15 protein-coding genes are annotated in these 18394 nt (G+C 52.1%); 10 read left to right on the forward strand and 5 right to left on the reverse strand.

What is annotated here, in order from left to right; genetic code table 11:
* Positions 1-58: 58 nt before the first annotated feature.
* A complete protein-coding gene (locus tag M2371_RS13060) occupies positions 59-700 on the forward strand; it encodes a TetR family transcriptional regulator (protein ID WP_081908431.1) in 642 nt (213 codons plus the stop codon).
* A gap of 115 nt (positions 701-815) precedes the next feature.
* Entirely contained in the window at positions 816-1316 is a 501-nt protein-coding gene (locus M2371_RS13065; RefSeq protein WP_115627226.1) for a DUF2501 domain-containing protein, read from the forward strand.
* A 41-nt stretch (positions 1317-1357) separates the two neighbouring features.
* Here M2371_RS13065 and M2371_RS13070 read toward each other — a convergent pair whose 3' ends face one another.
* From M2371_RS13070 to ascF, 3 genes are all read right to left on the reverse strand, one after another.
* A complete protein-coding gene (locus M2371_RS13070; RefSeq protein ID WP_310473321.1) occupies positions 1358-2329 on the reverse strand; it encodes a class I SAM-dependent methyltransferase in 972 nt (323 codons plus the stop codon).
* Positions 2330-2567: 238 nt separating this feature from the next.
* Positions 2568-3998, reverse strand: coding sequence for a 6-phospho-beta-glucosidase (locus M2371_RS13075; protein WP_172893163.1), 1431 nt, complete (start codon positions 3996-3998; stop codon positions 2568-2570).
* A gap of 17 nt (positions 3999-4015) precedes the next feature.
* Complete coding sequence (gene ascF / locus M2371_RS13080) at positions 4016-5473, reverse strand: PTS cellobiose/arbutin/salicin transporter subunit IIBC (protein ID WP_259267908.1); 1458 nt, start codon at positions 5471-5473, stop codon at positions 4016-4018.
* Between the two features lie 402 nt (positions 5474-5875).
* Between ascF and M2371_RS13085 the strand changes: the two genes are divergently transcribed.
* Positions 5876-6892 carry a LacI family DNA-binding transcriptional regulator gene (locus M2371_RS13085; protein ID WP_259267909.1) on the forward strand — a complete coding sequence of 339 codons (1017 nt, stop codon included), beginning with the start codon at positions 5876-5878 and terminating at the stop codon, positions 6890-6892.
* A 43-nt stretch (positions 6893-6935) separates the two neighbouring features.
* Here M2371_RS13085 and M2371_RS13090 read toward each other — a convergent pair whose 3' ends face one another.
* Together M2371_RS13090 and M2371_RS13095 are read right to left on the reverse strand one after the other, a co-directional pair.
* Positions 6936-7967 carry an NADP-dependent oxidoreductase gene (locus M2371_RS13090; protein ID WP_259267910.1) on the reverse strand — a complete coding sequence of 344 codons (1032 nt, stop codon included), beginning with the start codon at positions 7965-7967 and terminating at the stop codon, positions 6936-6938.
* 106 nt (positions 7968-8073) lie between these two features.
* Positions 8074-9594, reverse strand: coding sequence for a PAS domain-containing methyl-accepting chemotaxis protein (locus tag M2371_RS13095; RefSeq protein ID WP_259267911.1), 1521 nt, complete (start codon positions 9592-9594; stop codon positions 8074-8076).
* 293 nt (positions 9595-9887) lie between these two features.
* Between M2371_RS13095 and proP the strand changes: the two genes are divergently transcribed.
* From proP to ygjG, 7 genes are all read left to right on the forward strand, one after another.
* Positions 9888-11393, forward strand: a complete 1506-nt coding sequence (gene proP, locus M2371_RS13100) for a glycine betaine/L-proline transporter ProP (protein ID WP_172893158.1) — start codon at positions 9888-9890, stop codon at positions 11391-11393.
* 205 nt (positions 11394-11598) lie between these two features.
* On the forward strand, positions 11599-13167 hold the full coding sequence (locus tag M2371_RS13105; protein ID WP_259267912.1) for an ABC transporter substrate-binding protein: 1569 nt from the start codon (positions 11599-11601) through the stop codon (positions 13165-13167).
* Positions 13168-13286: 119 nt separating this feature from the next.
* Positions 13287-14315 (forward strand): ABC transporter permease, encoded by a 1029-nt coding sequence (locus tag M2371_RS13110; protein ID WP_259267913.1) that lies wholly within the window; start codon positions 13287-13289, stop codon positions 14313-14315.
* A complete protein-coding gene (locus M2371_RS13115) occupies positions 14315-15148 on the forward strand; it encodes an ABC transporter permease (RefSeq protein WP_034498731.1) in 834 nt (277 codons plus the stop codon). The genes M2371_RS13110 and M2371_RS13115 overlap by 1 nt, the downstream gene beginning before the upstream one ends.
* The gene (locus M2371_RS13120; RefSeq protein ID WP_172893154.1) at positions 15141-15977 is read left to right on the forward strand and encodes an ABC transporter ATP-binding protein; all 837 of its coding nucleotides are present in this window, start codon (positions 15141-15143) and stop codon (positions 15975-15977) included. Before M2371_RS13115 ends, M2371_RS13120 begins: the two co-directional genes overlap by 8 nt.
* Positions 15964-16686 carry an ABC transporter ATP-binding protein gene (locus M2371_RS13125; protein ID WP_172893153.1) on the forward strand — a complete coding sequence of 241 codons (723 nt, stop codon included), beginning with the start codon at positions 15964-15966 and terminating at the stop codon, positions 16684-16686. The genes M2371_RS13120 and M2371_RS13125 overlap by 14 nt, the downstream gene beginning before the upstream one ends.
* 255 nt (positions 16687-16941) lie before the next feature.
* Positions 16942-18339: a putrescine aminotransferase gene (gene ygjG / locus M2371_RS13130; RefSeq protein ID WP_259267914.1), complete on the forward strand. Its 1398-nt coding sequence runs from the start codon at positions 16942-16944 to the stop codon at positions 18337-18339.
* Positions 18340-18394 lie beyond the last annotated feature (55 nt).

Consider the following 18394-nt stretch of genomic DNA (forward strand, 5'->3'; position numbering starts at 1 on the left):
TTTTAATGTCATCTGGCCTGGGCGGTACCAGCGGCCTGATGACATTAAGGAGCCTTGCGTGGAAACCCACGAAATTTATCTTCCTGAGCGTTTTGATGACGCCAGTCTGAAAGAAAAGATTTTCTTCAGCGCCATTAGTTTGTTCGCTGAATTTGGCCTTAACGGCGCACGCATGGAGCAAATCGCAGAAAAGGCCAACACCACAAAACGCATGGTGGTTTATCACTTCAAGAGCAAAGAACTGCTTTATGTTCAGGTGCTTGAATATGTCTACACCCAAATCCGTAGCTGTGAGCGCCAGCTAAATCTTTCCCATCAACCGCCGGTCGAAGCCATGGTGGAATTGGTGGAATGGACATTTGATTTCCACGCTACCCATCCGGATTTCATTCGTATTATTTGCATGGAAAACATGCAGCGCGGGCGCTTTGTGAAAGAATCAGCCTACCTGCGTGAAATAAACCGCAGCGCCCTGGAATTACTCGAAGATGTGTTAACCCGCGGCCAGGAAAAACAACTGTTTAATAAGCTCGTGACGGCCAAAGACGTACACCGCCTGATCAGTAGTTTTAGCTTCTACCATGTCGCGAACAGCTACACATTCTCGAACTTCTTTGAAGATGGTTCAGAGCCGGTTGATAGCACCGCGCATTACCGTGAAATGGCGGTAAAAGTCGTGCTGCGCTACATCGGGCCATAAAAACCCCGCAATCTGGAAGCTTTAAGAACTCTCTGAACTCTAATGAGTTCAGAGAAAGCGCTATACTCGACGAAAATTCTCCTGCAACGCAGGTTATCGAAAAGAGTATAAACAGATGAAAGCAAGCAAAAAGGTTTTATGCGCTCTGGCGCTGGCAACATCCGTATTTGCCGGTCAGGCGATGGCAGCAAGCTGGCAGGATCAGCTTTCGAGCGCGGCAAATGAGTTAAGTAAATCTACCAGCACCAGCAATACCGGCACCACTGGCAACTCTGTTGCCTCACTGACCAGCCTGCTCGGCGGCGGGACTAACGCCCTGAGTGCTGACACCATGACCAACGCCGCGGGCATCTTGCAGTACTGCATGAAGAACAAGCTGGTTTCCGCCACCAATACCGACAACGTGAAGAACCAGCTTCTCGATAAGCTGGGCTTAGACAGCGGCACCAAAGAAAGCCAGCCACAAGATTACACCCAGGGTTTGATGGGGCTGCTCAATACCGGTAAAGACCAGCAGGTGAATCTGAATACCATCGGCAATTCATCCCTGGCTGAAAAAGTGAAAACTCAGGCGTGTGATTTTGTGCTGAAACAAGGCATGAATTACCTGTCTTAATAAGATGGCCTGCTCATTTCTTAATAAAAGTCTGAGCAGGTTTATTGCTTCACATTGATTTCCAGCACTGCATAAACCCCATCGCTCGGTAATGTCACCGTGACATTTTGCAGACTGATTCCCGCCGCCAGAACAATATCCCTTAGCTCGAAAAGCGTTCGTGGATATATCGTCGTCCAGCCCACGCAACGCAGCGCGAAATCAATTTGCGGACTGGTTTTAAGCATATTTGAAACGATCAATACACCGCCTGGTTTGACCAAACGTAGCGCGTGGCGAATAAAATGCACCGCTTCGGATTCCGAGAAATATTCAAATATCCCCAGACCATCAACCAGCTCCGCAGACTGTTCTCCTAACTCCTGAACCAGTTTGTCGCTGACCACCATCCGGTCGAATAAATTGCGCATCAGTAACTGAAAATGATGCCCTTCCACCAGCCCATATTGTGTCGCAAGGCCTCGGGCAAATTTCAGCGATTGCCGGTCGTGATCAATCAGCAACAAAGTGAATTTTTGCGCCTTGAGTTTTGCCCCGCGCAGCGTCTTTAAAACCGGTACCGCCGCGCCACAGGCCAGGCTCACCCAATTTCCTGAGACACTATTATTAAGATGAATATCCGCAATACTCGCCATCACTTTAGCGCGTGAGCGAATCCCTCGCGCATCATTGGCATGAATAAACCAGGGTCGGCTGTGGATATCCATTTCCCCGCCGCTTATCAGGCGCTCCGCCAGCGGATGCTGTACAGCCCAAAGTGCCAGCGCGGTAGGAACCAGCTGGCAACGCCATTCTTCGAGGGCAGGACGATGATGGAAAGCGAGTTCCGAGAGTTTATTGCGACAGCGTATTCGCCGCTTTCCCTCGCTATCTAAGAAAATCTCCGGCGCCTCAAGCGTCGGATCGTTGACTAACTGCAGGTTAATATCATCGATCTGTTCTGAAACCTGATCCTTCATCGGCCAGTCATCACTTATGTCGCTGTAAGTGATATTTTTTACGGCGAGATCCACAGGCACAGCTCCTGGGATCACTGAGAGAAAAGGTTGCCAGGACATGTATAACCTCTGCTGACGTTTTCTTTCAGTCTAGAAAACCCAGGGTTATTCACCGTCAGCAGAAAGTTGTAATTTACGAGCGTAAGAATGACTCAGTCAGCTTGACCCAGTAGGTCGCGCCGCTGGAGATGGTGGTGCGGGTTTAAACGTTTTATTGCGGCCAGGCTTCAAAGCCAGGCCGCATGACTCACAATCAGCTTAAATCAGCGCCGTTGCTGGCAATCACTTTCTTATACCAGTAAAACGATTTTTTGCGCGTGCGGGCCAGAGTACCGTTGCCCTGATCGTCACGATCTACGTAGACGAAACCATAACGTTTGCTCATTTCGCCGGTGGATGCCGCGACTAAATCTATGCAGCCCCACGAGGTGTAACCCATAACCGGAATGCCGTCGTCGATGGCGTCGGCCATGGCTTTGATGTGCTCGCGCAAGTAGCTAATACGATAGTCATCGTTGATTTCGCCCTGCTCGTTAACCACATCTTTCGCACCGAGGCCGTTTTCCACCAGGAACAGCGGTTTCTGGTAGCGGTCGTACATCATGTTCATGGTGATTCGCAGACCCAGCGGGTCGATTCCCCAACCCCATTCGCTCGCCTGAATGTGCGGGTTTTTCAGGGATTTCACGATGTTTGCCGCATTACTGTTGTTATCGTTCATATCAGCCGACGCACAACGCGAGGCGTAATAGCTGAACGAAACAAAATCGACGGTATTCTTGAGGATTTCATCATCGCCCGGCTCGATTTCTAGCGTAATGCCTTTCTCGCGGAACACGCGTTTGGTGTAAGACGGGTATGCGCCACGCGCCTGCACATCAATAAAGAACAGGTTCTCACGGTCTTTTTCCAGCGCCGCCCACACATCTTCAGGCTTGCAGGAGTACGGGTAGAAATTCCCCCCCGCCAGCATGCAACCCACCTGATTGTCCGGATTCACTTCGTGGGCGATTTTCGTCGCCAGCGCACTCGCCAGCAGTTCGTGGTGCGTTGCCTGGTATTTAACTTGTTCTTTATTATCACCTTCTTCGAATACCAGACCTGCGCCAGAATACGGGCTATGCAGCAGAATGTTGATTTCGTTGAAGGTCAGCCAGTATTTCACCAGCCCGTCGAACGCTTCAAAACAGGTGCGCGCATAGCGGGTGAAAAACTCCACCATTTTGCGGTTACGCCAGGAGCCGTACTCTTTCACCAGATGCATCGGCACGTCGAAATGACACAGCGTCACCAGCGGTTCGATACCGTACTTTTTGCACTCGGCAAACATGTCGCGGTAAAACGCAATGCCTTCCGCATTCGGCGTGAGTTCATCGCCATTAGGGTAAATACGGCTCCAGGCAATGGAGGTGCGGAAGACGGTAAAGCCCATTTCCGCCATCAGCGCGATGTCTTCTTTGTAGCGGTGATAGAAATCAATGCCGACGTGGCTTGGGTAATATTCGTCATCACGCAAACTAAAGCGCTTCTCGATACCCAGTTTTACCGATAAACGGTCTTTGCCATGCGGGATAGTATCGACGGTGGTCAGCCCTTTGCCGCCTTCAAGATAAGCGCCTTCAGCCTGGTTCGCCGCAATCGCACCGCCCCATAAAAAATCCTTCGGAAATAGAGATTCGCTCATGAGATTCCTCTTCTTAATTAGTTAGCGCTTGCAGATGCAACAACGGCGTTTGGCTGTACCTGTTCTTTCTCGTTACCTTGCTCTTGTTCAACCGGGATATCTTCAAAGCCCAGCAACAACGTCAGGAAGAAAGAGAGCACCACTGCCAGGATCATCACGCCAAACACCCATACAATGCTCATCGGATTTGCGGGGTCAAAGAACTGCACGCTGGTGAATAATCCCGGTGACGCCATGGAGTGGCTCGCCAGCCCGCCGATTCCGGCCACCGCACCACAAACAAAACCGCTGATTAATGCCGCAATTAATGGGCGTTTCAGGCGCACTGCCACACCGTAAAGTGCTGGTTCGGAAATACCCGCCACAATCGCCGAAGCCGCAGCGGCCAGCGCAGTCTGGCGCAGTTCAGGGTTTTTAGTTTTCCACGCCACTGCCAAAGATGAACCGCCAAGTGACAGGTTGGCACCAATTTCAGAAGGCATAACCATCCCTTCTTTGCCCGTTTCAGCAATGGTTTGAATAATAGATGGTGTGAATACACGGTGCATGCCCGTCATCACCAGCAGTGGCCACAGCGCGCCCATAATCGCCACCGACAACCAACCTAAATAGTGGTGAATGGTATAAACCAGGGAAGAAATACCGGTACCAATCCAGATACCCAGCGGGCCAATCAGCATGATGGCAATCGGGGCGGAGATCAGCACAATCAGCATCGGTTTGAGGAAGTTTTTCGTCACCGCAGGCGTAATGCGGTCAACCCATCTTTCGATATAAGAAAGTATCCAGGTCATGCAAAGTGCCGGAATCACCGTATAGGTGTATTTCACCGCCGTGACCGTCATGCCCATAAATTCAACGTGTTGGCCCTGGGCGGCTTTCGCCATCAGGTCAACAAAGTTTGGGTGAACCAGCACACCAGCAATGGCAATCGCCAGCGACATATTGGTTTTGAATTTTATCGCGGCAGAGGCCGCAACCATGATTGGCAGGAAGAAGAATGCGCCGTCGCCAATCACGTTCAGAATAATCAGCGTGGAAGAGCCTTTGCCGAATACACCGGTCATATCCAGAATCATGGCCAGCAGTTTTACCATCGAACCGCCGATAATCGCCGGAATCAACGGCGACATGGTGCCAATCAGCGCATCCAGAATCCCGGCACCAATCCGTTTCAGGGTGATTTTATTTTTGCCATTTGCCGGAACCGCTGGCTGCATCCCTTCTGGCAACAGTTTCAGCACTTCAGCATAGGCCTGAGAAACGGTATTACCGATGATCACCTGGCACTGGTTTTCGCTGCGAACAACACCCAGCACGCCATTGATAGCTTTCAGTTTCGCGGTATCCACGATGCTGTCGTCATTTAAAACAAACCGCAAACGCGTCATGCAGTGTGTGACTGCGCCAACGTTTCCTGCGCCACCAATTGCGTCCACTATCGACTGAGAGACTGCCGCGTAATTCTTAGCCATGAGTTACCACTCTTTCTTATTTAAATTCATGCAGTTGCAAATATCATTACCGGTAATATCACGCCAGGCTGTAGGGTTCTGAGAAATAGGTAACCGGTTCCACATTAGATTGAACAGGCAAAACAAACAGATCAAACACTAATTTTTCATATTGTTAATTTTGTGATTGCGATCGCCATAATCAGCCTTTTAAGGCCACTAACACCGCTTTCATACCCTAAATAATTCGAGTTGCTTCGAGGCGGCAAGGGAACGAGTCCCTGGGAGCTTACTTAAGTAAGTGACCTGGGCGAGGTCACGCAGCCAACAAAGAAGCGGCTTGAAGTATGACGGGTATAGGGCAGTATTTTGTCGCTGCGGAATGTGTAAAATGGGCGCAATCATCAAAGCCAGGAAGCTCCCATGTCGACAATGCTAGAAGTGGCAAAAAAAGCCGGTGTCTCAAAAGCCACCGTTTCACGTGTTTTATCCGGCAAGGGATACGTGAGCGACGCCACCAAAGAGCAGGTTTATAAAGCCATTGAGGAAGCGGGATATCGGCCAAATTTACTGGCACGTAATCTGGCGTCTAATAAATCGGAATGTATTGGGCTGGTCGTGACGAACACGTTATATAACGGCAGCTATTTCAGCGAAATTCTTTCTCAGGCCGCCAAGAAATTAGAAGACAACGGTCGCCAGCTTATTCTGGTGGACGGTAAACACAGTGCGCAGGAAGAACGCGAAGCCATTCAATTTTTGCTCGATTTACGTTGTGATGCGGTGATTATTTATCCGCGTTTTTTATCCATTGATGAAATGGATGAAATTATCGATCAATACAAACAGCCCATCATGGTAGTGAATCGAAAATTAAGAAAACACCAAAGCCACTGTATTTGTTGTGACCATAAAGGCTCCAGCTATCTGGCCACCAAACATCTTATTGAGCGCGGTCATCGTGATATTGCTTTTATTACCGGATCGATGGATTCCCCTACCGCGATCGAGCGTTTAGCCGGATATAAAGAAGCGTTAAATCAATATGATATTGGCATTAACGACAACTTAATCGTGCAAGGGAAATGGACGCCTGGCAGTGGAGTCTCAGCGGTAGAATCGCTGTATCAACGGCAGGATAAGATCAGCGCGATCGTCGCCAGTAATGATGAAATGGCGATCGGTGCCATGAAGAAATTAAACGATCTGGGAATTTCGGTTCCCGGTGAAATATCAATTATCGGCTTCGATAATATCCCTACCGCACCTTATCTCTCCCCGGCGTTATCCAGTGTTAGAGATCCAGTCAGCGAAATGATCAGCGAAGTGATCAACCGTTTAATTTCAATGCTGGATGGCGGGTATTTATCCAAAGAGAATATATTTACCTCGGATTTATTAGTGCGGAATTCGGTAATAGACGGGCCATATAAAAAGTAAAAAAATGGGTGGATAAGCGTTAACCTCATCCACCCTTTTCACTTTATTCGGCGACTTTCACAATCACCTTGCCAAAGTTCTTGCCGCTTAATAAGCCGCGGAATGCTTCAACGCTATTCTCCAGACCGTCGACAATATCTTCACGGAACTGAATTTTACCTTCCGCCAGCCATTGGCTCATCTGCTTAAAGAATTGCGGATAACTGTCGCTGTAATCCTGAGAAATAATAAAGCCTTGAACACGCAGACGTTTTTTCAGAATGGTGCCCATCAACAGCGGCAAACGATCCTGCTCAAAAGCGCTGTTAGCGCCGTTGTACTGGCTGATAACGCCGCACACCGGAACACGCGCTTTGGTATTAAGCAGCGGCAGAACCGCATCAAACACCGCACCGCCGACGTTTTCAAAATAGACATCAATGCCTTTGTTACAGGCTTTTTTCAGCTGTTCGGCAAAATCTGGCGCTTTGTGGTCAATACAGGCGTCAAACTTCAGCGTTTCTGTGACGTAACGGCACTTCTCAGCCCCACCTGCAATCCCGACGACTTTTGCACCGAGCAATTTCGCCACTTGCCCAACCACTGAGCCCACGGCACCGCTGGCCGCCGCAACAACCACGGTTTCTCCGGCTTTCGGTTGGCCGATATCGGTCAGCCCCATGTAACCGGTAAAACCTGGCATGCCGAGCAAACCGAGCGCATACGACGGGTGCTGCATATTCGGGTCGAGTTTCTGCACGTCGCTGCCATCAGACAACGCGTAATCCTGCCAACCGGTGTAGGCCAACACCAGCTCACCCGCTTTATAGTCCGCGTGTTCAGATTTTTCGACACGGCAGACAGTGCCTGCACCAATGACATCGCCAATGGCCAGCGGCGCGGAATAAGACTCGGCATCATCCATGCGCCCGCGCATATACGGGTCGAGGGATAAATAGAGTGTGCGCAGCAGCAACTGGCCTGCCGCAGGCTGTGGAACGGGCTCTTCTTCCAGGCGAAGATCCTGATCGGTTGGCATACCTTGCGGGCGCTGCGCCAGGACAAAGCGGCGGTTAATTTGGGACGACTGCGTCATAATTCTCTCCATAGATTTGGGTCGTGAATAAACGGTCAATCTGTCCCAGACTAGCTAAAAAAAACCATCCCAGGGGTTAAAACGTGCGGTTATCGATTTTTTAACCCTAATGCAGAACGGTTACCGCATCTTCGAGGCGCGTCGCCCGGTGCTTCACCATTGCCGACACTTCCGCACTTTCTTCGACTAGCGCCGCATTTTTCTGTGTGATAGCGTCCAGTTCTGCGACCGCGCGCGTTAAATCAGACAATCCTTCGGCTTGCTCAGAAGTGGCGAGGCTTATCTGCCCCAAAAGCTGAGTCACATTGCGCACCTGCTCGACAATATCATTCATGGTGCGCCCCGCTTCGTGAACCTGAATGGTGCCGGACTGCACTTTGCTGGCGCTGGCATCAATCAGTTTGCGGATATCGTTGGCCGCCGTCGCGCTGCGTTGTGCCAGGTTTCGCACTTCACCAGCAACCACGGCAAAACCTTTACCCTGCTCTCCGGCACGTGCGGCTTCCACCGCCGCGTTCAGAGCCAGAATATTTGTCTGGAACGCAATGTCATTGATAAGGCTGGTGATAGAGCCGATACGTTGCGTACTGTCGGCAATGTCATCCATAGTGGTCACCACGGTTTCCATCGCTTTCCCGCCATGCGCTGCGGCCTTGCTCGCAGAACTTGAAAGTTTATCTGCGGCGGCAGCGGTTTCTGAATTGTTCTGCACCGATACCGCCATCTGGCTCATGGTGGTGACGGTTTGCTGCACATTTTCCACGGACTGGCGCGTGCGTTCATTCAGTTCCACATTCCCCTGCGCCAGCGTTTCACTCCCGCTACGCACGTTCTCAACCTGGTGGCTGACATCATGAATCAGCCAGCGGCACATCAACCCAAGCTGGCCGATGGCACGTAACGTCATGCCGATTTCGTCGCTTCGCGCCAGATGCTGCACGCTCTGCTGGTTTCCGGTTGCCACTTCCAGTGCCTGGCGCGCGACATTTTCCAGCGGACGGGCAATTTGCCACTCGAGTAGCAGACAAGCCAGCACGCTCGCCAGGGCGCTCATCAGCACCGGCAGTGCGCCAAGGCCAAGCGATGCAGAAGCCGCCATCATCAGCAAAAACACGGCGCTTATAATCAAACGAATACGTCCACGCAACGGCAAGGCCGGGATTTTCCCCAGCCAGGTTTTGCCAATAACCAGCCCCTTAAACAGACGGCGCTGGCAACGCCCTTCTTTAAGCGCCTTGTAGAGCGGCTCGGCGGCGGCAATTTCTTCCGGTTTCGCTTTAGTGCGAATCGACATATAGCCGGTTGTTTTCCCGTTTCGCACCACTGGGACAACGTTCGCCCGCACCCAGTAGTGATCGCCATTTTTACGCTGGTTTTTGACGATACCGGTCCACGGCTCGCCTTTTTGCAGGGTAAACCACATATCAGCAAAGGCGGCTTTGGGCATATCAGGGTGGCGCACCAGGTTGTGCGGCTGGCCTGTTAGCTCGTGAAGTTCGTAACCACTCACCTTCACAAACGCATCGTTCGCATGGGTAATGATGCTTTTCAAATCGGTGGTCGACATCAATGTCGTGTCGTCGTCGAGCAGGTATTCATGCTGTGTAGCAGCCGTGCGCGCAGTCATAGCAACTCCCCTGTCAGGTTATCCAATTGTTAATATTTTTAGTGGCATTGTTATTTCGGCGCTGCAAAAATTTCCTTTAGCGGTTAAACTTGACGACGATCACACTTTTTTAACTAAGCCATATTTTTTATAATGATTTTGGATGGGGAACACATTTCCCATTAATTTCATAAAGTTATTAATGAAAATGTCATAGTGACGCTAAGTGCTGGAGTTTTGACCTTCAATTTGCAATCGGCACACTACACTTAGTACGGGACCGTTTAGCGCCCGCAAGGAAAAAGAGGATAATAATGTTAAAAAGGAAAAAGAAAGTCAGACCTATTAAGGTCAGTGACGTCACCATCATCGACGATAGCCGTCTTAAAAAGGCGATTACCGCCGCCTCGCTTGGCAATGCGATGGAATGGTTTGATTTCGGCGTATACGGCTTTGTTGCTTACGCCCTCGGTAAGGTTTTCTTCCCGGATGCCAGCCCAAGCGTGCAGATGATCGCCGCACTGGGTACGTTTTCCGTTCCCTTCCTGATTCGCCCGTTGGGTGGCCTGTTCTTCGGGATGCTCGGCGATAAATACGGGCGTCAGAAGATCCTGTCCATCACCATTATCATTATGTCATTGAGTACCTTCTGTATTGGCCTGATTCCGTCGTACGCGACAATTGGTATCTGGGCGCCAATCCTGTTGTTGCTTGCGAAAATGGCGCAAGGGTTCTCAGTGGGTGGTGAATACACGGGGGCTTCAATCTTTGTTGCGGAATACTCACCAGACCGTAAACGCGGCTTTATGGGCAGCTGGCTGGACTTCGGTTCGATAGCCGGTTTTGTCTGTGGTGCGGGCGTGGTGGTGCTGATTACGGCGATTGTCGGTGAAGCTAACTTCCTCGAATGGGGCTGGCGTCTGCCGTTCTTCCTGGCATTGCCATTAGGGATTATCGGCCTGTATCTGCGCCATGCGCTGGAAGAGACTCCTGCGTTCCAGCAGCACATTGATAAACTCGAACAGGGCGATAAAGAAGGCCTGGCTGATGGCCCTAAAGTCTCCTTCAAAGAGATTGCGACCAAACACTGGCGCAGCCTGCTGACCTGTGTCGGCATCGTGATTTCCACCAACGTCACCTACTATATGTTGCTGACGTATATGCCAAGTTACCTGTCGCACAACCTGCATTATTCCGAAGAACATGGCGTGCTGATTATTATCGCCATCATGATTGGGATGCTGTTTGTGCAGCCGATGATTGGCCTGCTGAGTGACCGTTTTGGCCGCCGTCCGTTTATCGTCTTCGGTAGCGTGGCATTGCTTGTTCTGGCGATTCCGGCCTTTATTCTGATTAACAGTAATGTGCTGGGGCTGATATTTGCTGGGTTACTGATTCTGGCGGTCGTGCTGAACTGCTTCACCGGGGTGATGGCTTCGACTCTGCCCGCCATGTTCCCGACGCATATTCGTTACAGTGCGTTAGCCAGTGCCTTTAATATTTCGGTGCTGGTTGCGGGTGTGACCCCAACAGTTGCGGCGTGGTTAGTGGAATCCACCGAAAACCTGATGATGCCCGCTTATTATCTGATGGTGGTGGCGGCTATCGGTCTGATTACCGGTCTGACGATGAAAGAGACGGCAAATAAGCCGCTGAAAGGCGCAACGCCTGCGGCGTCTGATATTGCCGAAGCGCGTGAAATTGTTCAGGAACACCACGATAACATCGAGCAAAAAATCGAAGATATCGACCGTGAGATTGAAGAATTACAGGCGAAGCGCACCAACCTGGTGGATCAGCACCCGCGCATCAACGAGTAATCTTTAGCAGCATCGCAAACGCCGGGTTAATGCCCGGCGTTTTCATTTCAGGCTTTAACCCTCATTCCTGGCAGGAATTGGTTATGTCTAAAATTTATAAGCAAAGTATTTTTTGGACTTTGCGAATATTCATAACTCACCTAACGTAATCCAGTCCGCGAATAACAACTCATAAAGAATTCTTCTCTTTTACGCAGGGTGCCACATGCAAAGAAAAGCACTGCCGTTACTGCTATTGGCTGCAATCTCCGCCAGCAGCTATGCCGTTACACCGCCAAATACCTTGATTGTCGCCCAGGGGCTGGACGATATCGTCAGCCTTGACCCTGCTGAAGCGAACGAGCTTTCGAGCATTCAAACCGTACCAAGTTTGTATCAGCGCCTGGTTCAGGCCGACCGTGATGACCCGGCGAAAGTGGTCGCGGTACTGGCCGAAAGCTGGCAGGGCGATGCGGCGAATAAAAAACTGACCATTAAACTGCGCCCGGATGCCAAATTCTCCTCGGGTAATCCGCTGCGTCCGGAAGACGTTATCTTCTCTTATACCCGTGCGGTGACGCTCAACAAATCCCCGGCGTTTATTCTCAACGTGTTGGGCTGGCAGCCAGACAACATCGCCAGCCAGTTGAAAAAGGTCGATGACCACACGCTGGAATTACACTGGACGGCAGACGTTAGCCCGGCGGTGGCGCTGAATATTCTCTCCACGCCGATTGCCTCTATCGTGGATGAAAAAGCGGTTTCCCCAAATGCTAAAGCCGGTGACTTCGGCAACGAATGGCTGAAGATGCACTCGGCAGGCAGCGGCCCGTTCAAAATGCGCGTTTACCAGCCGCATCAGGCGATTGTTCTGGATGCAAACCCGACATCTCCAGGCGACGCGCCAAAAGTTAAAAACATCATTATCAAAAACGTGCCCGATCCTGCTGCTCGCCGCCTGCTGATTCAGCAAGGCGATGCCGATATCGCACGTGATTTAGGTGCGGATCAGACCAGTGCTCTGGAAGGCAAACCAGGCGTGAAAGTGTTGAGTATTCCGTCTGCCGAGCAGAATTACATGGTGTTCAACGCCGGTAACAATGCTAACCCGCTGCTGAAAAACCCGGCCCTGTGGGAAGCGGCTCGCTACCTGGTCGACTACGAAGGCATCACCAAAGACTTGCTGAAAGGCCAGTATTTTATCCACCAGAGCTTCCTGCCGGTGGGCTTTGCTGGGGCGCTGGATAACAATCCATTCAAATTTGACCCGGCAAAAGCGAAAGAAATCCTCGCTAAAGCAGGCATCAAAGACGCGCACTTCACGCTGGATGTAGAAAACAAACCGCCGTTTATCACCATCGCGCAGTCGATGCAGGCGAGTTTTGCCCAGGGCGGCGTGAAGATTGATCTTCTGCCAGCCGCAGGCAGCCAGGTCTACGCTCGCGTTCGTGCTAAACAGCACCAGGCGGCGATTCGTTTGTGGATCCCGGATTACTTTGACGCTCACTCAAACGCCAGCGCTTTTGCCTATAACGACGGTAAAGCGAGCACCGTGGCAGGCTTAAACGGCTGGCAAATTCCTGAGTTGAATAAGCAAACTCTGGCGGCTGTCGCCGAAGCTGACCCGGCAAAACGCCTGGATCTGTATAAGAAAATACAGGAAGAAGTGCAGCATAACTCGCCGTATGTGTTTGTAGATCAGGGCAAAACCCAAATCGTGGTCCGTGAAAACGTGAAGGGTTATCAGCAAGGGTTGAATGCGGATATGGTGTATTACGATCGCGTCAGTAAATAAGATTGCCCCTCACCCTAACCCTCTCCCCCAGGAGAGGGGATTGACCCGTTTCCCCCTCTCCCTCAGGGAGAGGGTCGGGGTGAGGGTTGCTTTATCCAACACCAGCAAAAGAGTTACCCATGTCTGAAGTCTCATTTCGCCGCCCGTTGCTCACCCTGGCCCAGGGATTGTTTACCCTGGCGCTCACGCTTGTCGGCCTGCTGCTTATCACCTTTGCCCTTTCGGCACTTTCGCCTGTCGATCGCGTGCTGCAAATCGTCGGCGACCACGCAAGCCAGGCCACTTACGACCAGGTCCACCACCAGCTTGGCCTAGATAAACCGCTCCCGGTTCAGTTCTGGCATTACCTGACCCAACTCGCTCATGGCGATTTAGGCACCGCCAGCGCCACCGGCCAGCCCGTATTACAAGATTTGCTCGCCGCCTTTCCGGCAACACTTGAGCTGGCCACCCTCGCGCTGATTATTGGCAGCGTGCTGGGCGTATTTTTTGGTGTGCTGTGTGCCCGTTTTGCAGGCTCGCCATGGGATTTAGCGGTACGCACCTTCACCCTGCTGGGCAACTCCGTGCCCATCTTCTGGCTCGGTTTGCTGATGCTGGCGCTGTTTTACGCACGCCTGCAATGGAGCGCGGGGCCAGGTCGTCTGGATGATATTTACCAGTACAGCGTCGAAGCCAAAACCGGTTTTGTGCTGATAGACACCTGGCTTTCTGGCGACCGTGACGCGTTCATGAATGCCATCAACCACCTGACTTTGCCGGTTTTGCTGCTGGCCTATTACTCGCTGGCAAGCATTACCCGCCTCACGCGCACCGCCTGTTTAAGCGAAATGAACAAAGAGTACATTACTCTTGCCCGCGCCAAAGGTGCTGGCGACATGACAATTCTGGTGTGCCACGTGCTGCCCAACATTCGCGGCACGCTGTTTACGGTTATCGCGCTGGCTTATACCGGCATGCTGGAAGGGGCGGTACTGACCGAAACCGTCTTTTCCTGGCCGGGAATCGGGCGTTACCTGACCACCGCGCTCTTCGCCGGAGATACCACCGCGATCATGGGCGGCACGCTGCTGATTGGCGTGTCGTTTGTCATTATCAACAACCTGACTGACGTGCTGGTGCGTGTCACCGATCCGAGGGTGCACTGATGCCGTCTTACCTGTTTTTACGCCGTACATTGCGCTCACCCGCCGCCCTTTGCGGCCTGGTGATTATCACGCTGCTGGTGCTGATTGCGGTTTTCGCCCCGCTTATCGCGCCCTTCGACCCGAACTGGCAAGACGCCGCCGCACGCCTGCAAGCGCCCAACGCTCACCACTGGCTGGGAACCGATAGCTACGGTCGTGACCTGCTTTCACGCCTGGTTTATGGCGCGCGTCCAGCAATCGGGCTGGTGCTGCTGGTGACGGTAATTACCCTGCCCGTCGGCTTGCTGATTGGCATTCTGTCTGGCTACTACGGCGGCTGGCTTGAGCGCGTACTAATGCGCTTTACCGATGTGGTGATGTCGATGCCGCGTCTGATTCTGGCCTTCGCTTTTGTGGCGATGCTTGGCCCAGGGCTTGTGAATGGCGCTCTGGCGCTGGCGCTCACCACCTGGCCTGCGTATGCCCGCCAGGCGCGCAGTGAAATCCAACGCCTGCGCCATAGTGACTATCTGGCTGCCGCCGAAATGATGGGCATTCGCGGGCTACGGTTATTGGTGGGGCATATTCTACCGCTCTGTTTGCCGTCGGCGATTGTGCGTCTGGCGCTGGATTTGGCAGGCATTATTCTCGCCGCCGCCGGGCTGGGTTTCTTAGGTTTGGGCGCAAGACCACCGATGTCCGAATGGGGTTCAATGATTGCCGACGGTATGCAGGTCATTTTTGACCAGTGGTGGATTGCCGCCATTCCTGGCACCGCCATTTTAATTAGCAGCCTGGCATTTAACTTATTGGGCGATGGTTTACGCGACGTGCTGGAGCCGGGTCATGAGTGAGAATCGTATTGAAGTTCGTGAGCTAAACATTGATTACCCCGGCGCACGCGTGGTGAATAACCTCTCGTTTACGCTGGGTAACGAGCGCCTGGCGCTGGTCGGGGAATCAGGCTCCGGTAAATCCATGACGGCGCGAGCGCTGATGGGGCTGGTGCGCAAACCGGGCAAAGTCAGCGCCACTCAGCTCAATGTGTTGGATAACGACCTGCTGACGATGCACAACCGTGGCTGGCAAAACCTGCGCGGGAATGACATCGCGATGGTGTTACAAGACCCGCGCTACGCGCTCAATCCAGTCAAAAATGTCGCCCAGCAGATTGACGAAGCCCTGCGACTGCATCAGAAACTCTCAGCGGCACAGCGTCGTGAACGTATTCTCGAAGTGATCAATTCAGTCGGGTTGCCGGAAAACGTGCTGCCACGCTATCCGGCTGAACTTTCCGGCGGCATGGGGCAACGCGTGATGATTGCTATCGCGCTGGTCAACAACCCGAAAGTGTTGATCGCCGATGAACCCACTTCCGCGCTGGATGCGCGTCTGCGTAACCAGATTCTGGAACTGTTGGTTGAACAATGCGAGCAACGCCAGATGGCGATGTTGCTGATAAGTCACGATTTACCGCTAGTTGCCCAACATTGCCAACGCGTGCTGGTGATGTATCAGGGTCAAAAAGTCGATGAAATGGCCGCCGACCAACTTGCCAACGCCACCCATCCGTACACCCGCACACTCTGGACATGCCGCCCCAATGCAACCACTTACGGCATGATGCTCCCCACGTTAGACCGCAGCCAGAACCTGCAAGGAGATAGCCATGGCTCTCGTTGAAGTCAATAATTTACGCGTGCAATTTCTGGCAAAAGGCCAGCTTAAAACCGCCGTACGCGATGCCAGTTTTACCCTTAATCAGGGTGAAACGTTTAGTTTGATTGGCGCTTCAGGTTGCGGGAAATCCACCATTTTACGCGTGCTGGCGGGGTTACAACGCGAGTGGCAAGGCCATGTGAAATTACTGGACGGCGCGATTAAACCCGGCGTGCGGTTTCAGGGCGATTTACGCCGCAACGTGCAAATGGTGTTTCAGGATCCCTACGCCTCTTTGCACCCAAACCATACTATTTACCGGACGCTGGCCGAACCGCTGAAAATTCATGGCGAGTCGCAAATTGTACTGCGCGTAGAAGAAGCATTGCAGCAGGTCGGGTTGCCCGCAGACGCCTTGCAGCGCTATCCGCATCAGCTTTCCGGCGGGCAACGCCAGCGTGTGGCTATTGCGCGTGCGCTGTTACTGCGCCCTAAAATTCTGCTGCTCGATGAACCCACTTCCGCGCTGGATATGTCGGTACAGGCGGAAATTCTCAATTTGCTCAACCGCCTGAAACAACAGTTTGGCATGACTTATTTGCTGGTCAGCCATGACGCGGACGTGATTGCGCATATGTCAGACCGTGCGGCGTATATGGCGGACGGCGCGATACAACATGAGTTCAACCGCGCCGCTCTGGTTCGCGGAGAACACCGCATGGACGCCGCGTAAGCGGCAACATGGCGTCATCGCACCAATAAGCAGCACGACGCATGGTTATGGTGCAAAAAAACCAGATATCCCATAGCAAAGCCGCTCCTGACCAGGATATTTAACCGCAAAACGTGACTCTTTGTGATTAATTATTACGCAATCGCAATTCCCCCAGATCGTTTATCCCGATTTTGTTTAGGGGAAGCGAAGTGGCGTATTCCCTGCAATACTTATTTTGTGTATCGCGTGATACGTCATTCCCAGGAGCACATTTTGAACAGGTTACCTACTAGCGCTTCGGCTCTTGCCTGCACAGCGCACGCTCTGAACATCATCGAAAAGAAGACACTCAGCCATGAGGAGATGAAAGCGCTAAATCGAGAGGTTATCGAAAACTTCCAACAGCATGTGAATCCGGGTTTTCTTGAGTATCGCAAATCAGTGACCGCCGGCGGGGATTACGGAGCCGTAGAGTGGCAAGCGAGCAGTCTGAATACGCTTGTCGACACCCAGGGTAAGGAATATTTAGATTGTCTGGGTGGGTTCGGCATTTTTAACGTGGGGCACCGTAATCCAACAGTGGTATCCGCCGTACAGCATCAGCTAGAAAAACAACCCCTGCACAGTCAGGAGCTGCTCGACCCTTTACGGGCGATGCTTGCCAAAACGCTTGCGACACTCACTCCGGGCAAACTCAAATACAGCTTCTTTAGCAACAGCGGGACAGAATCGGTTGAAGCGGCGATTAAACTCGCCAAAGCGTATCAATCTCCGCGTGGGAAATTTACCTTTATCGCAGCCTCAGGCGCGTTTCATGGCAAATCTCTCGGGGCATTGTCCGCAACAGCAAAAGCCGCTTTCCGTAAACCGTTTATGCCGCTGCTTCCGGGCTTCCGGCATGTGCCGTTTGGCAATATCGACGCGTTACGCATTATGCTCAGCGAATGCCGTAAAACCGGTGATGATGTCGCAGCCGTGATCCTTGAGCCTATTCAGGGTGAAGGCGGCGTGATTATCCCGCCAGTCGGATATTTGCCAGCGGTTCGTAAACTTTGCGACGAATTTGGCGCACTGCTGATTTTTGACGAGGTGCAAACCGGCATGGGACGTACGGGCAAAATGTTCGCCTGCGAACACGAAAACGTACAGCCTGATATTTTATGCCTCGCCAAAGCACTCGGCGGCGGCGTAATGCCGATTGGCGCAACGGTTGCGACAGAAGAAGTGTTCTCTGTGCTGTTTGATAATCCTTTCCTGCACACCACCACCTTTGGCGGCAACCCGTTGGCCTGTGCGGCAGCGCTTGCGACTATTCATGTTCTGCTTGAGCAAAATCTTCCCGCTCAGGCGCAGCAGAAAGGGCAACTTTTGGTGGATGGCTTCCAGGCTCTGAAACGTGAGTTCCCGGAACTGGTTGTCGATGCGCGTGGACAAGGTTTGTTGATTGCCATCGAGTTTAGCGACAACGAAATTGGCTATAATTTTGCCAGTGAAATGTTCCGCCAGCAGGTGCTGGTCGCCGGGACGCTCAATAATGCGAAAACTATTCGCATTGAGCCACCGCTGACTATCACGATTGAGCAGTGTGAGCATGTGTTGGGCTGTGCGAGGAAGGCCCTCGCGAGTTTGAGAGTGACTCAGCCAGATGCGGTTGTGACAGAAGAACATTAATCCGATTCTTCATCCTTAGACATTGTCTTATACAGATCTCAGTCTGGCAATTTGC

Source organism: Buttiauxella sp. BIGb0471 (genome assembly GCF_024807715.1).
GTDB lineage: Bacteria > Pseudomonadota > Gammaproteobacteria > Enterobacterales > Enterobacteriaceae > Buttiauxella > Buttiauxella agrestis.